Source organism: Armatimonadota bacterium (assembly GCA_018268395.1).
In the GTDB taxonomy this organism is placed as follows: domain Bacteria; phylum Armatimonadota; class Fimbriimonadia; order Fimbriimonadales; family Fimbriimonadaceae; genus JAEURO01.
This window is the reverse complement of record JAFDWQ010000001.1, coordinates 1,104,197-1,117,355: the sequence shown is the minus strand read 5'-3', so window position 1 is coordinate 1,117,355 and position 13,159 is coordinate 1,104,197. Positions and strand designations below refer to the sequence as shown.

Sequence of the window (13,159 nt, the reverse complement as noted above, 5' to 3'; positions counted from 1 at the left end):
CCTGTGACCCCTACAGTGTCATTGTAGTGCTCTACCACTGAGCTAACCGCCCGAGAGGACGCTCAGTATGAACCGGCTCGGCGGTCCGTTTCAAGTCAGGCCCTGAGACCCGGCCGCGTCAAGGACCAAGGACGCTGCCGAGGTCCACCGTGGTGGATGCACCGACCAAGTGGGCGATCATAATGGGCCCATGCTCCGAGTCGGCATGCTCAGCGCGGCCCACGTCCACGCGTCCGGATACGCGCGCGCCCTGTCGACCCGACCCGACGCGACCTTTGTGGGCGTCGCAGACCCGGACCCAGAACGGGCCCGTCCGATCCTCGAGCAATGGGGAGGAGCGTTGTTCGCGAACTCGGAGGACCTGCTCGGCCAGTGTGACGCCGTGGTCGTCTGCTCCGAGAACATGCTCCATGCCGAGCTGATCGAAGCGGCCGCCCAGGCGGGCAAGCCCGTCCTCTGCGAGAAGCCGCTCGCGCCGAGCCGCGAGCATGCCGATCGGATCCGGCACGCGGTCCAAACCACGGAGGTCATGGTCATGACCGCCTTCCCGTGTCCGTTCTCACCGGTCTTCCAACGGCTGCTCCAGCGTGTCCGCGCCGGAGACATCGGCCGTGTCCTCGCCGTCAACGCGACGAACCGGGGCACGTGCCCGTTCGGGTGGTTCACTCGCGCCGAACTGTCTGGCGGCGGCGCGATGATCGACCATGTCGTCCACGTCGCCGACCTGTTATGGCGGTTGCTCGGCGAGGCGCCCGAGACGGTCGTCTCCCAAACCGGGACGAACATGTACTCGCAAGAGTTCGACGACACCGCCCATTTGACTTTGGGCTACCCGTCCGGCGTCTTCGCGACCATCGATTCGAGCTGGTCGCGACCCCAAAACTACCGGACTTGGGGCGACGTGACCCTGAAAGTCTTAGGTGAGAAGGGCGTCATCGAAGCGGACCTCTTCGGCCAAGGCGTTTCCGAGTTGACCGACCGGTATCGGAACCTCGGCACCGCGTCCGACCTCGACGGAGCGATGGTCGGCGAGTTCTTGAAGGCCGTGACCACAGGCAGGCCTCCGAGCGTCACGGCGGAGGACGGTCTCAGGGCGTCCGCCGTCGCCATCGCCGGGTACGAAAGCGCGTACACGGGCCGGGCCTCACGTGTCGCCTGAACCCTACGAGGGGCTCAAGTAAACTGCGCCCATGCCCATCCGAATGATCTTGGTCGGACCGCCGGGCGTCGGTAAGGGGACGCAAGCACAAATGCTCCAGGAACGGCTCGGGGTCAAGCCGTTGTCGTCCGGGGTCATCTTTCGTTCCGAGATCGAAGCCGAGACGGACCTTGGCCAGCTCGCGAAGAGCTATATCGACCGGGGCGAGCTGGTCCCGAACGGCGTGACGATCCAAATGATGGTCAAGCGGATCCGCTCGGACGAAGTGCGGAAACATGGTTTCGTCCTCGACGGTTTTCCCCGCACCGTGCGTCAGGCCGAGGCCCTTGACGAAGAGTTGAAGCACGAGGAGATCCCGCTCAACGGCGTCGTCTCGCTCGAGATCGAAGACGACGTCGTCGTCCGTCGGTTGAGCGGCCGGGTCGGTTGCACGAAGTGCGGCGAGATCTACCACAGTGTGAACAAGCCGCCCAAAAGGGAGGGCATCTGCGACAAGTGCAACAGCCCCCTTGTGGTCCGTGAAGACGACAAGCCCGAAACGATCATGGAGCGGCTCCGCGTCTTTTGGGAGAACACCCAGCCCGTCGTAGACTATTACGCGTCTCGTGGCCAGTTGATCCGGGTCGACGCGGCTCAAGAACCCGACCGCGTGTTCCAGGCGATCGTGACGGGGTTAGGCGTTTGATCATCCTGAAAAAGGACAGCGAAATCGCCAAGATGCGCGAGTCGGGGCGGATTTTGGCCCGGACGATGCGCTTGTGCGCCGAGGCCATCGAGCCCGGTAAGACGACCCCGAAGATGCTCGACGAACTGGCGGAAAAGCTGATCCGCGAAAAGGGCGCGCTACCGAGTTTTCTGGGATACCGGGGCTACCCCGCGACGGCTTGCATCAGCGTGAACGACGTCGTCATTCACGGGATCCCGGACGACCGCGTCCTGCAGGACGGCGACATCATCGACCTCGACTTCGGCGTCCTCAAAGACGGTTTTCATGCGGACAGCGCCTGGACGTTCGCCGTCGGCCCCGTGTCGAAGGCGGCGGAACGGCTCTTGAAGATCACGGAGGAATCGATGTGGCAAGGGATCGCGAAGGCTAAAGTCGGCAACAAGGTCGGAGAGATCTCCTGCACCGTCCAGAAGTACGTCGAATCGAACGGCTATTCCGTGGTCCGCGAGCTCGTCGGACACGGGATCGGACGGAGCCTCCACGAAGAACCGAGCGTGCCCAATTTCGGGAAGTGCAGTTCCGGCGCCATGTTGCGCGAAGGGACGACGATCTGCATCGAGCCGATGGTCAACGAAGGAACCAAAGACGTCGTCACGCTCGACGACGGCTGGACCATGGTCACGAAAGACGGTAAACTCAGCGCACACTTCGAGCACACGGTCGCCGTCACTCGTGAAGGCCCCGAGGTGCTGACGGTCGAATAACACGCATGGCAGGCAGAGGCAGATATCGAGGTCCGGTCAAAAAGAAGACGGAAGATTCCGACAAGGAAGAAGGCATCGAGCTCGACGGTGTCGTCGTCGAGAACCTTCCCAACGCCCAGTTCCGGGTCAAGCTCGAAGACACGGGCAACGAAATCCTTTGCTACGTCAGCGGCAAGATGCGCAAGCATTGGATCCGGATCTTGAACGGCGACAAGGTCCGCGTCAGCGTCTCTCCGTACGACCTGACCCGCGCCCGTATCGTATACCGGTACCGCTAAGGACTGCCGCCCTCCTCCGACGGCTTCACCACAAGGTCGGGCAGGAGCTTTTTGAGGGCTAGCGACGTTTCGACGTACCGCTCGAAGGTCCAGCCGTCTTGTTTGGCCAGGACGAGAGCGTTTTCCCTCGTGCCGGAAGCGAACTTCCTGGTTCCCGGATGGAAGTACCCGGTCCAGATCCGTGAGGCCCCGCTTTCCCGGACGGCCTTCGCAAAGGCCGCGACGTCCGTGATCGGAAGCATCGGAGCGATGCTGACAGTGACCTCGACGCCGGCCGCGGCCAGTTCGCGGACGGCCTGAAGCCTTCTCCCGATGCTCGCGCACTTCGGTTCGTACCGCTTTCGCACCTCGTCCGAGTCCGTCGTCACGGACATTCCGACCCTCAGGTCAGAGAACCGGAGGAGCACGTCGGCATCCCGCGAGACGAGGGGCGAACGGGTCTGGACGCGCACTTTCGGCTGTGGTCGGAGTCCGGCCATGTGCTCGAGGAGCGATCGCGTGAGCCGGGTCTCCCGCTCCAAGGGTTGATAGGGATCGGTCACGGAACCGACCATGACGCTCGCACCGGCCAGCCTCGGTTCCTGGCAGATCAAGGCCAGGGCGTTCTCCTTGACTTCGACCCAGAGCCCCCACTCGCGCGCCTTGTCCTCGTCGGGCTGGAAGAACGCCGCGTAGCAATACTCGCACCCGAACGTGCACCCGGAGTACGGGTTCAGCGTAAAGTCCAGTCCCTTGAGCATGCCGGTCGGCCGTGTCAAGACTTGGCGGGCGAGCCTTCGGACGACCCGGGCCTGACCTATTCGCTCCGGCGCCTGGACCAGAGGAGGCGTATCGAAGAGCAGCGGCTGCGCCGACATGTAGACATGCTACTACATATGTCACGTTTTGTCTACATATCGTGCAGGGGAGCACAGTGGGACGCGGTCTTGACGGCAAGGGGCGGTCGGCAAAGGTCCCGTTCTCGCGGCGGTGCAGGGGCGGCGGCCTCAGGGCATAGCCATCCGAGGGGAGGGGCTGGTACAATCCACCTTCGCGCCAGGACTAAGCGTCCCGTGCGCGGCACGGGTCGCCGTCGGAAAGGACGGCCCAAAGCCCGGCAAAGATTCGCGGTCCGGGCCGGAAGGGCGGGCCGGGAACGGGGCAGGCCGATGGCCCGCACCAGAAGGCAGGTGGCGATTCATGAAAGTCAGGGCCAGTGTGAAAAAGATTTGTGACAAGTGCAAGATCATCAAGCGCGAAGGCGTCGTGAGGGTGATCTGCGTGAACCCGAAGCACAAGCAGCGACAAGGATAAGAGAAGAACAGAATGGCGCGTATCGCAGGTGTTGACCTCCCCAGGGACAAGGGCGTCTATTACGGCATCCAGTCCATTTACGGCATCGGCCCGAAGCGGGCGTCCGAGATCGTCGAAAAGACGGGCCTCGACCCTCGCAAGAAAGTCCGCGACCTCAGCGACGACGAAGTCGGCAAACTCCGTAACGTCATCGACGAGGACTATGAGGTCGAAGGCGACCTGCGCCGCGAAGTCTATTCGAACATCCGCCGCCTGATCGAGATCGGCAGCTACCGCGGTCTGCGCCACCGCCGTGGCCTACCGACCCGGGGCCAGCGCACGCGGAGCAACGCCAGGACCCGCAAGGGCAAGGCCAAGACCGTCGCCGGTAAGAAGAAGGCCAAGAAGTAAGACATGGCACGCAAACCCACGTCCCGAGGCAAGCAGAAAGACAAGAGGCAGGTCGCCCACGGCAACGCCTACATCCACTCGTCGTTCAACAACACGATCGTGACCATCACCGACCCGCAGGGTAACGCGCTGTGCTGGGGAAGCAGCGGCAACGTCGGGTTCAAAGGGAGCCGCAAGGGCACGCCGTTCGCAGCGCAACTGAGCGCCGAGCGGGCCGCCCAAAAGGCCCTGGAGCACGGCATGGAGACGGTCGACGTCTTCGTCTCGGGCCCCGGTGGAGGACGCGAGACCGCGATCCGGTCGCTCAACGCGACGGGACTCCAGGTCGTCTCGATCCGCGACGTCACGAAAGTGCCCCACAACGGTTGCCGGCCGCCCAAGAAGCGCCGGGTCTAAAGAAACATGCCGCACATCCAGACCCTTGAGATTTCTAACGAGTTCGCAAAGTTCGTGCTCGAACCGCTCGAGCGCGGCTACGGCCAGACGATCGGCAACGCGCTCCGGCGCGTCCTGCTGAGCAGCATCCAGGGCGCGGCCGTCACGGCCGTCAAGATCGACAAGGTGTTCCACGAGTTCGCGCCGATCCCCGGCGCGAAGGAGGACACGACCGAATTCCTTCTCAACCTGAAGGAACTCGCGATCCGGATCGATTGCGAAGGCGTCCCGCCTGAAGAGACGGTTCTACGGCTCGAAGTCAAGGGCCCTGGCCGGGTGACCGGTGCCGACGTCCAGTGCCCGACGGGGGTCAGCATCATGAACCCTGAGTGCTACCTGGCCACGATCAGCGACCCCAAGGCCACCCTCAATGCCGAACTTTATGTCGGTTGGGGCACGGGCTACGTGCTTCCCGAAAGGCAAGAACGGTACAAGGGCGTGATCGGGATCATCCCGTCCGGCTCGCAGTTCACACCTGTAAAGAAAGTGAACTACGTGGTCGAAGCCACCCGCGTGGGACAACGCACGGACTATGAGCGCCTGGTGCTCGACGTGTGGACGAACGGGGCCGTCCCGCCGAACGACGCGGTCACGCAGGCCGCCCATATCCTCGACAAGTATTTCAAGATGTTCTTCGAACTCGGGCGTGCGAACGCCGAGATCGGAATCGACGAGGACGACCTTCTCGCGCCGGAACTGGCGAACGTGCCCGACCTGAAACTCGAGGAACTCGAGTTCAGCCAGCGCACCTTCAACTGCCTCCGCCGCGCCGGGATCCTTAACCTTCGCCAGCTCGCGATCGTGAACGAAGCAGACCTCACGAGCATCCGCGGCTTCGGCAAGAAGTCCCTTCTGGAAGTCAGGGACAAGCTCAATGAGCACGGACTCCAGCTCAAAGCGGCCAAGGGCGGCTACGTGAGCCTGGACATGCTCGATGACGAAGACGACTTCTGACCTGACAGGTGACGCGGCATGAACCATAAGATCGACCGACGAAAGCTGGGCCTCCCGAGCGACCAGCGCCGTGCGTTGCTCAGCAACCTCGCACGGCAGATGATCCGCACGGGCTACGTCCACACGACCCTCGGCCGGGCCAAGGAACTCCGCCGGGTCGTGGAGAAGCTCATCACGACGGCCAAGGACGACTCGGTCGCCGCCAGGCGCGAGACCCGCAAAGTCCTCGTCGGACACAGCCGCTCCAGCGTCCTTCCCACCAAGATCCTGGCGGGCAAGACCGAAACGGAGAAACTGCAGATCCTGCAGGAGCGGAGCCTCATCAACGGTGAGGACCTCGTCAACCACCTCTTCAAGAACGTGGCCCCGATGTACAAGAGTCGGAACGGCGGGTACACCCGCCTGACCCGCACCGGGACGAGGCGCGGCGACGGTGCCGACACCGCCGTCCTCGAACTTGTCCGGGACTAAGAGAAGGATCAAGCTCGTCGTCGCGTACGACGGGACGGACTTCTGCGGCTGGGCGCCGCAAGAGGGAGAGCGTACGGTTCAAAGTACGCTCTCCCTCGCTGTTTCGGAAGTCGCAGACGAAGAGATCGAAGTCGTCGGCGCCAGCCGGACCGACAGCGGTGCCCACGCCCGAGGACAGGTCTGCCACTTCGACACCGGCCGGCCGATCCTGCCCGAGAAGTGGGTGCGTGCCGCTAACGACCTGTTGCCCCCGGATGTTGCCGTCGTCCGTGCGCAGGTCGTTCCTTCCGACTTTCATTCGCGGTTCTGGGCCGTCGACAGGTGGTACCGATACAAGGTCCGATGCGGGAAGCGAGACCCGTTTTCAGACCGGACTTCCCACTGGCACGGACGGGCGCTCGACGTCGAAAGCATGCAACTTTCGGCCTTGTCCTTAGTCGGATCGCACGACTTCTTCGCCTTTACGCAACTTGTCCCGCCAGGGGCCAACACGGTGCGCGAGTTGTTTTCTGTCCGGGTCACGAAGGTGTCGGACGAGGTCCGGATCGACATCGTCGGCACTGCCTTCGCCAGGGGCATGATGCGTCGCATCAGCGGGGGACTGGTCGAAGTCGGCCGTGGGGCCCGCGAGCCCGGCTCGATCGCCCGGCTCTTGGTCGAGGGGCGTTCGAGCCCTATCCATCGACCGGTCGTGCTTCCGGCCAAGGGTCTGACGTTGATGAGGGTCCGATACGGGAGGCATCCCCGCGAGCACGTGCGGTCAGACGAAGACGGGACCGCATACGGAATCGGACCCTCGACGGTCGGTCACTCTGCCACGAACTGATCGGCGAACTCGAATTCGAAAGCCGGCAGCTGTGCGGAAGCGAGGCCCGTCACGGCGATTTCGAAACGCACCCCTGTCTGCCCGTCGTCCTGACGGACGAAGCGGCTCAGGACGCCCTGGCACGGCGCGATGAAATTCCCGTAAGCGGCTTGGGTCGGTCGACCAGACATCGTCTCCACGAACGATTGGGCCGGGTAATCGAACTGGAACGTCCGGAGGACGTAGCTCCCGGCGTTCTTGTGGCGCATACGGATCACGCTGGACAAGGCCTTCGGTTGCAGCAAGTCGGACCGGTACGTCAAGTCGACGCGTACGATCGGTGCCGACATGTTCGGCACCAGGAATTTGGCCAGGATCTGGGACGAGTCGTCATCGTCGGCGAGATCTTGCAGCGTGCCCGAACGGACTTTTCCCGTCCGGACGGTCTCTGTTTCCGGCGCAATCCGTCGGTGAGAGGCCGAGTCTTGGACGAAGAAGTCGTCGAACAGGATGCGGGCGTCCTGATGTCCGAAATTGCCGTCGTGGCTCCAGACCCAGAGCGTCAGTCGGACGGGCCCACCGGAACCATGGCTGCCCCCGATCAGCGTCCATTCGCCGTTTTGAAGGCAATAGGCTGCCACGTTCTCGCCCGTTCGAACCCAGCGCAACGAGCCGCTCGTATCCGACGTCGGGAACCACAGGGTATAGGCCCCGAAGTCTGCTAGGTAGACCTCCTGGAGGCCGGGCCCGAAGTTCGTACGCTCGCACGCCATGCCCGAATCGGCGTCCTCGATCGAAAGTCCGACCCGTAAACCGTTGCCCGCAGGCCAAAGATCGAGCGCGTAGTCGACCTTGGCGTCGAAGTCCCCGACGAACATCGGGACGCTGACGTACCGTGCGTAGAAGATCGATCCGGAGGAGGTCGCTGGAACCTCGACCGTGCAGGACCCTCCGGTTTCGCGGATCGTAGGTCCGCCTTCCGTTTGGACGGTCCACAGAGTCGCGTCCGTGCGACCATCGTCGAAGCTGTCTCCGACCGTCGACGCCATGGCCATCGTCGGACCAAGAAGGCCGGCCGCAAGGGCGGCTCGGCACTGAAGACCGAAACGTGTCATATCATCTCCCCAGACAGGGTCCGGACACGTCGCCCGCAGGCTTCCCGCCCGCAATCCCTCGGTTCTTTCTACGCCGATGGTCCTCCGGCCGACGCGTCCGCCGCGTAGGTCCGTCGCAGGTTCGGACGGGACCGGGTATCTTCTGCGTTCCACGCGGAAGCTTTCGCGCGTCGGCGTATGCCCGGCGATGACTTCCCGCTAGATTTCAGAGGAACCGGATGAACAGGACGTATACGGCGACGCCGAGCACGATCGAGCAGAAATGGCACGTGGTCGACGCCGCGGGTGTGCCGATCGGGCGACTGGCTGGTCAAGTCGCGCAGATCCTTCGCGGCAAGCACAAGCCGACCTTCACCTACAACATGGATTGCGGCGACTTTGTCGTGATCGTGAACGCGGACAAGGTCGTCATGACGGGCAAGAAGGGCGAAGAGCTGATCTATTGGCACTCCGGATGGCCGGGCGGACTCAAGAACGTCAGCCGCGAAGACCTCCTCGCCAAAGACTCCGTCAAGCTCGTCGAGAAGGTCGTCTGGGGCATGTTGCCGAAGACGAAGCTCGGGCACGCGACGTTCAAGAAGCTTAAGGTTTACGCGGGGCCGGACCACCCGCACGCGGCGCAGGACCCCCAGCCGCTCACCATCGGAAAGAACTGACATGGCGAAGAATTCCATCAGCTACGGAACCGGACGACGCAAGTGCGCCGTCGCGCGAGTCTGGCTCAAGCCGGGCGAGGGCCTCATCACGATCAACGGGCGCGACTATAAGGACTACCTGTGCCGCCCCGTCCTCGAGATCCTGGTGAAGAGCCCGCTCGCCCATTTGGACGTCGACGGGAAGTACGACGTCATCGCCAAAGTCAAGGGCGGCGGAACGACCGGTCAGGCCGGTGCCGTCCGACTGGGCATCTCCCGCGCCCTGGTCGAGTTAGACGAAGACATGCGCCCCGGGCTCCGTGGCGGAGGCTTCCTGACCCGCGACGCCAGGATCAAGGAAAGCAAGAAGTACGGCCGGAAGAAAGCCCGCCGCGGCTTCCAGTTCGTCAAACGCTGAGCCACCTTTTTCATTAAGAGCCAAAACGGGCCTGGTTCCAAGAGAACCGGGCCCGACTTTGTCATTCTCGCCAAGGGATCGGGGGCCACACGCATCTGAGTTAGAGTTGGAAGACAAGAACGCTCGCCCGGTGGGGGACCTGGACCTTGTGCGAAGGTTTGCGCAAGGTGAGTGCCGGGCCGCTGAAGAGGTCGTCAGGGTCTACTATCCTCACGTTCTTCGGACGCTGATCCTTCTTTGCCGTGACAAGGATCTTGCAGAAGATCTGACGCAGGACACGTTCGTGAAAGCCCGGTTCCGGGCCATGGCGTTTGAGGGAGCGGGCACCGTAAAGGCCTGGCTCACCAAGATCGCCTTCCGCGAATATCTCCAATGACGTCGCAGACGATCGATCCTTCGCATCGTCCGATTGGTCGAAGAGGCCCCAAATGTGGCCCCGATGCGGCTGGATCTCGACACGCTTCATCTCTATGATGCGCTTGGTCGAATTCCGTCGGCGTTACGCGAGGCGTTCGTCTTGCGCGAGGTCCAAGGATGGTCGTCGCGCGAAGCGTCAGCCATCGCCGGGGTACCTGAAGGAACACTGAGTTGGCGGCTGAGCCGTGCCAAATCCTTGCTACGAGAGCTTTTGTCGTCCCACGAGGTCAACGATGCAACAGGAACCATTCCGTTACTCTGAGTCAGCCCGCTCGCTCGGTCGATCGGAGGTGCCACTTGACCGCTTTGAATCCACTCTACAGGCAGTCCTCGACGGGAAGAAAGTTTCGAAGCGCATTGCTCGGCCTGCACTGGGTCTCGGCTTGTTCGCGGTCTTCGCCTTTGCCGCGTCGCTGCTGGTCGTACTCGTCCAGAACCGGGAAGCCAAAGGGACAAGTATCGAACGGCTCCGAGGCGCCTTCACACCAGAATTCGTCGTTTGCAGGGCCTTCGTGATACGGGACGACGGCTCAAAGACCCCTTACTTCACAAGGTGGATGTCGAGGGATTCGGTGCGCACGGAGATTTACGTTCAAGGGAAGCGGTCGGTCTCGCTGAAGTCCAAGGGTACGTTGACGGTCCACGACCTGGTCAAGGACACTTGGCGGTCGGAGTCCGTGCCAGATGGCCCGACAAAGCTTGATGAGTTGGCTCAGCCCGTAGAGGCCCTTGCAGAAATCGCTCAGGGTCAGGTCGTCACCGGACCCACATCGTCGGAACGGGACGGGCAAGTGGTCGATAAGTACGAAGTGACGACAGCTACCCAAAAATGGACTGTTTGGACCGATCCAAAGAGCAAGTTTTTCCTTGCCATGGAATTGTGGGAACGAGACCCTCAAAAGCTAGCAGGCTCCATGAAAGGAACCGGACACCGGCTCGTTCTATACGAGTATCCCCGTTCGTTACCGAAGGATCTCTTCGAACTCAAGAAGCCCTGAATCTTGCAGTGCCTCGGGCGAGCCATCGTCCGACAAAGACCCCGAGAACGGCGATCGCGACCAGGAGACAGGACAACGCGATCGCCACGTCCATGTTGCCCTCGAACTCGAGATAGACGGCGAGGGGCATCGTCCGGGTGACGCCGGCCAGGCTACCGGCGAAGAGGATCGTCGCTCCGAACTCTCCCAAGGCCCTCGCCCATGCCAACGTCGCGCCGGACAGGAGCGCCGGCCGGACCTGGGGCAAAACGATGTGCCAGAACACGCCCCACGAACCGGCGCCGTCGAGCATCGCGCTCTCTTCGACCGCGGCGTCGACGGATTCGAAGGCGCTGGCCGCTTGAAGGACGTGGAAGGGCGACGCTACGAACACTTGGGCCAGCACGACCGCCGTCGCCGTGAACGGCAGGACGATCCCAGCCGACTCTAACGCCGGACCGAGAAGTCCGTTGCGTCCGAACGCCAAGAGCATCCCCAGTCCAGCCGCTGCTGGCGGGAGGACGGCCGGCGTCGCCACGACCGCCCGCAACGCCTCTTTGCCCCAAAACCGTCCCTTCCCCAGGACGAACCCGAGAGGGGTCCCGAATACGACGATCGCACCTAGCGCGACGAGGCTGGTCGGTAGACTGACGCCGAGCGCGTCCCACGTTTCTTCGGCGGACAGAGCCTGCAGGAACGCACCTGAGGAGCCCCGGACGACGAGCGCGATGCCAGGAAGGGCCAGCAACATCAGCAGCGGGCCGGCCGCTAAGATCCACGCCAGAGGGTGGGCGCGGGACTTCACGGAGCGGGTCGGGGGGACGGCAGGCTGAAGCCTCTGGCCTTCAGGGCCTTACGGGCTTCAGGCGATCTGAGGAACGAGACGAAGTCCTTGGCCCACTGGGCCTGACCGGCGCGAGCAGGAACGGCCGCGAAGTAGGAAGCCCGGACATCGAACTGAGAAGGGATCAGAACGGTGCGGACTTGGCGGCCTGCCGAGAAGGCGTCTGTGGCGTAGACGATTCCGGCGTCCGCCTCACCCAGGACGACCTTGGTCAGGACGGCCCTCACGTCCTGCTCCTCCGACACGACTTTCTTCAGGACGGTGGTCTTCCACGCAGCCCCATATCGCTGGGATGCCTTATCCAGCATCTTTCGGGCATACACACCGGCCGGAACCTTGGGAGAAGCCACGACCAACTTGCCGAACGAGGAGAGCCCCCGAAGGTCCTTGAGAGACGGGCCGTTCTTTCGGACGACGACCGACAATCGGTTCTCCGCGAACAAGGTCGAAGTTCCTGCAAGCACCCTGACCTTCTGGAGGTTGGCCAAGTCCGCGCTGGCGAAGACATCGGCCGGCGCCCCAGCACCGATCTGTGCGGCGAGCTGTTGGGAGCCGGCAAAGGAGAAGCGGACCTTGACGCCCTTCGCACGTTGAAAGGCCGTTCCGATGTCCGTAAAGGACTCCTTGAGAGAAGCGGCCGCAAAGACCGTCAGTGTCTTCTGCCTGAAAGCCGTCTCCGGTTTGGACAGCAAACCCAAAAGGAGCACGTCAAAGATCATGTCAGGATTCTAGATCAGAACCGATCAGGTGCCCCGAACGAAGATCGCAGTAAGAGTGTGCGGAAGGCTCGGCGTCGTGCGACGTCGGCGAGCGGCGGCGCCTCGGCGCCGCCGCAGTGTCCGACTAGCCTGGGAAGACCCAGATCTTGACGTACTGGTCGGTCGATCTGTCTTGGAACAACGAACGGTTCGCGGACGTGACCCTCAGGTCGATCATGTCCAGGGAGGAGGCTCCCTTATCCGCGACCGTTCCGTCGACGAAGTAGCGGTTTCCCGCGGCGTCGAGGCAGTCGGCCTGGAAGGAGACTTTGGCACCGAGGAGGTTCCAGGTCAACCCCGTGACAGTTCCGTGAATGGTGGTGCCGCCACTGTGGACTCCGATCGTCGCCCGGAAAACGCCCGAGACATGGCGCTCCATGTTCGAAGCTTTCAGGAAGACACCGGTCATGTCGTTGCCCGTTCCCATAGCCTCCACGGCAAAGCGCGGTTGGGCTTGGGCCATGGCGGCCATCGACAAGAGCGTGCTGAGTGTCAGGAATGTTCTCACGATCACCTCACGCCCGCTGACACGCCTTATGTCCCGCCGTCGTTCCACCATGATCGATCGTTCCGAAACGTCATGGGGCGATTTGTCCAAGTCTTCATCCCCAGAAAGTCGGCAAGTTCAAATTCTGCTTTAGAGCCTTGACTGTAGGCCCTTCGACCGTCCGGACAGGAGACCAAGGAATGCAGGAAAGCGTAGGTGACGGTCCACGGAATCGGGTCCGACATCCGGTCGATCCACCCGTCACGCGTCTACGTTTTTCGAGTACACTGAC

General features: G+C 62.8%; 20 protein-coding genes. 15 read left to right on the top strand and 5 right to left on the bottom strand.

The features are described from left to right. Window positions 1-190: 190 nt before the first annotated feature. Genes JST30_05150 through infA form a run of 4 tightly spaced genes read left to right on the top strand, consistent with a single transcriptional unit; the run spans window position 191 to window position 2,868 of the window. The gene (locus JST30_05150) at window positions 191-1,159 is read left to right on the top strand and encodes a Gfo/Idh/MocA family oxidoreductase (protein MBS1713706.1); all 969 of its coding nucleotides are present in this window, start codon (window positions 191-193) and stop codon (window positions 1,157-1,159) included. 31 nt (window positions 1,160-1,190) lie between these two features. Beyond that, entirely contained in the window at window positions 1,191-1,844 is a 654-nt protein-coding gene (locus tag JST30_05145; GenBank protein MBS1713705.1) for an adenylate kinase, read from the top strand. After that, a complete protein-coding gene (map, locus tag JST30_05140; protein MBS1713704.1) occupies window positions 1,841-2,590 on the top strand; it encodes a type I methionyl aminopeptidase in 750 nt (249 codons plus the stop codon). Before JST30_05145 ends, map begins: the two co-directional genes overlap by 4 nt. A 5-nt stretch (window positions 2,591-2,595) precedes the next feature. Next, window positions 2,596-2,868, top strand: a complete 273-nt coding sequence (gene infA / locus JST30_05135) for a translation initiation factor IF-1 (GenBank protein ID MBS1713703.1) — start codon at window positions 2,596-2,598, stop codon at window positions 2,866-2,868. Here the strand turns inward: infA and JST30_05130 are convergent. Beyond that, window positions 2,865-3,725, bottom strand: coding sequence for a radical SAM protein (locus JST30_05130; protein MBS1713702.1), 861 nt, complete (start codon window positions 3,723-3,725; stop codon window positions 2,865-2,867). The genes infA and JST30_05130 overlap by 4 nt on opposite strands. A gap of 322 nt (window positions 3,726-4,047) precedes the next feature. Here JST30_05130 and rpmJ point away from each other — a divergent pair, with 322 nt between their 5' ends. Genes rpmJ through truA form a run of 6 tightly spaced genes read left to right on the top strand, consistent with a single transcriptional unit; the run spans window position 4,048 to window position 7,237 of the window. After that, the gene (gene rpmJ / locus JST30_05125) at window positions 4,048-4,161 is read left to right on the top strand and encodes a 50S ribosomal protein L36 (protein ID MBS1713701.1); all 114 of its coding nucleotides are present in this window, start codon (window positions 4,048-4,050) and stop codon (window positions 4,159-4,161) included. A gap of 12 nt (window positions 4,162-4,173) precedes the next feature. Beyond that, window positions 4,174-4,551, top strand: coding sequence for a 30S ribosomal protein S13 (rpsM, locus tag JST30_05120; GenBank protein MBS1713700.1), 378 nt, complete (start codon window positions 4,174-4,176; stop codon window positions 4,549-4,551). A 3-nt stretch (window positions 4,552-4,554) separates the two neighbouring features. Beyond that, window positions 4,555-4,947 (top strand): 30S ribosomal protein S11, encoded by a 393-nt coding sequence (gene rpsK / locus JST30_05115; GenBank protein ID MBS1713699.1) that lies wholly within the window; start codon window positions 4,555-4,557, stop codon window positions 4,945-4,947. 6 nt (window positions 4,948-4,953) lie between these two features. Then, on the top strand, window positions 4,954-5,940 hold the full coding sequence (locus JST30_05110; GenBank protein MBS1713698.1) for a DNA-directed RNA polymerase subunit alpha: 987 nt from the start codon (window positions 4,954-4,956) through the stop codon (window positions 5,938-5,940). Between the two features lie 18 nt (window positions 5,941-5,958). Further along, window positions 5,959-6,411, top strand: a complete 453-nt coding sequence (gene rplQ, locus JST30_05105) for a 50S ribosomal protein L17 (GenBank protein MBS1713697.1) — start codon at window positions 5,959-5,961, stop codon at window positions 6,409-6,411. Further along, a complete protein-coding gene (truA, locus tag JST30_05100) occupies window positions 6,398-7,237 on the top strand; it encodes a tRNA pseudouridine(38-40) synthase TruA (GenBank protein MBS1713696.1) in 840 nt (279 codons plus the stop codon). Before rplQ ends, truA begins: the two co-directional genes overlap by 14 nt. Here truA and JST30_05095 read toward each other — a convergent pair. After that, window positions 7,219-8,331 (bottom strand): hypothetical protein, encoded by a 1,113-nt coding sequence (locus JST30_05095; protein MBS1713695.1) that lies wholly within the window; start codon window positions 8,329-8,331, stop codon window positions 7,219-7,221. The two genes, truA and JST30_05095, sit on opposite strands and share 19 nt — an antisense overlap. A 218-nt stretch (window positions 8,332-8,549) precedes the next feature. On the opposite strand from JST30_05095, the gene rplM reads away from it, so the two are divergent. From rplM to JST30_05070, 5 genes are all read left to right on the top strand, one after another. Further along, window positions 8,550-8,987: a 50S ribosomal protein L13 gene (gene rplM / locus JST30_05090; GenBank protein ID MBS1713694.1), complete on the top strand. Its 438-nt coding sequence runs from the start codon at window positions 8,550-8,552 to the stop codon at window positions 8,985-8,987. A gap of 1 nt (window position 8,988) precedes the next feature. Then, window positions 8,989-9,384, top strand: coding sequence for a 30S ribosomal protein S9 (rpsI, locus tag JST30_05085; GenBank protein ID MBS1713693.1), 396 nt, complete (start codon window positions 8,989-8,991; stop codon window positions 9,382-9,384). Window positions 9,385-9,532: 148 nt separating this feature from the next. Then, the gene (locus JST30_05080; GenBank protein MBS1713692.1) at window positions 9,533-9,760 is read left to right on the top strand and encodes a hypothetical protein; all 228 of its coding nucleotides are present in this window, start codon (window positions 9,533-9,535) and stop codon (window positions 9,758-9,760) included. Between the two features lie 63 nt (window positions 9,761-9,823). Then, the gene (locus JST30_05075; protein MBS1713691.1) at window positions 9,824-10,063 is read left to right on the top strand and encodes a hypothetical protein; all 240 of its coding nucleotides are present in this window, start codon (window positions 9,824-9,826) and stop codon (window positions 10,061-10,063) included. A 121-nt stretch (window positions 10,064-10,184) separates the two neighbouring features. Further along, the gene (locus JST30_05070; GenBank protein ID MBS1713690.1) at window positions 10,185-10,799 is read left to right on the top strand and encodes a hypothetical protein; all 615 of its coding nucleotides are present in this window, start codon (window positions 10,185-10,187) and stop codon (window positions 10,797-10,799) included. On the opposite strand, the gene JST30_05065 is transcribed toward JST30_05070, so the two are convergent. From JST30_05065 to JST30_05055, 3 genes are all read right to left on the bottom strand, one after another. Beyond that, complete coding sequence (locus JST30_05065) at window positions 10,786-11,583, bottom strand: ABC transporter permease subunit (protein MBS1713689.1); 798 nt, start codon at window positions 11,581-11,583, stop codon at window positions 10,786-10,788. The two genes, JST30_05070 and JST30_05065, sit on opposite strands and share 14 nt — an antisense overlap. After that, window positions 11,580-12,341, bottom strand: a complete 762-nt coding sequence (gene modA / locus JST30_05060; GenBank protein MBS1713688.1) for a molybdate ABC transporter substrate-binding protein — start codon at window positions 12,339-12,341, stop codon at window positions 11,580-11,582. Before modA ends, JST30_05065 begins: the two co-directional genes overlap by 4 nt. Window positions 12,342-12,465: 124 nt before the next feature. After that, entirely contained in the window at window positions 12,466-12,888 is a 423-nt protein-coding gene (locus JST30_05055) for a hypothetical protein (GenBank protein MBS1713687.1), read from the bottom strand. Window positions 12,889-13,159: the final 271 nt, after the last annotated feature.

Excerpts from the sequence above, each read along its gene's own strand:
- JST30_05150 (MBS1713706.1), top strand. The coding sequence starts at position 191 with ATGCTCCGAGTCGGCATGCTCAGCGCGGCCCACGTCCACGCGTCCGGA.
- JST30_05145 (MBS1713705.1), top strand. The coding sequence starts at position 1,191 with ATGCCCATCCGAATGATCTTGGTCGGACCGCCGGGCGTCGGTAAGGGG.
- infA (MBS1713703.1), top strand. The coding sequence starts at position 2,596 with ATGGCAGGCAGAGGCAGATATCGAGGTCCGGTCAAAAAGAAGACGGAA.
- JST30_05130 (MBS1713702.1), bottom strand. The coding sequence starts at position 3,725 with ATGTCGGCGCAGCCGCTGCTCTTCGATACGCCTCCTCTGGTCCAGGCG.
- rpmJ (MBS1713701.1), top strand. The coding sequence starts at position 4,048 with ATGAAAGTCAGGGCCAGTGTGAAAAAGATTTGTGACAAGTGCAAGATC.
- rpsM (MBS1713700.1), top strand. The coding sequence starts at position 4,174 with ATGGCGCGTATCGCAGGTGTTGACCTCCCCAGGGACAAGGGCGTCTAT.
- rpsK (MBS1713699.1), top strand. The coding sequence starts at position 4,555 with ATGGCACGCAAACCCACGTCCCGAGGCAAGCAGAAAGACAAGAGGCAG.
- JST30_05110 (MBS1713698.1), top strand. The coding sequence starts at position 4,954 with ATGCCGCACATCCAGACCCTTGAGATTTCTAACGAGTTCGCAAAGTTC.
- rplQ (MBS1713697.1), top strand. The coding sequence starts at position 5,959 with ATGAACCATAAGATCGACCGACGAAAGCTGGGCCTCCCGAGCGACCAG.
- JST30_05095 (MBS1713695.1), bottom strand. The coding sequence starts at position 8,331 with ATGACACGTTTCGGTCTTCAGTGCCGAGCCGCCCTTGCGGCCGGCCTT.
- rplM (MBS1713694.1), top strand. The coding sequence starts at position 8,550 with ATGAACAGGACGTATACGGCGACGCCGAGCACGATCGAGCAGAAATGG.
- rpsI (MBS1713693.1), top strand. The coding sequence starts at position 8,989 with ATGGCGAAGAATTCCATCAGCTACGGAACCGGACGACGCAAGTGCGCC.
- JST30_05075 (MBS1713691.1), top strand. The coding sequence starts at position 9,824 with ATGCGGCTGGATCTCGACACGCTTCATCTCTATGATGCGCTTGGTCGA.
- modA (MBS1713688.1), bottom strand. The coding sequence starts at position 12,341 with ATGATCTTTGACGTGCTCCTTTTGGGTTTGCTGTCCAAACCGGAGACG.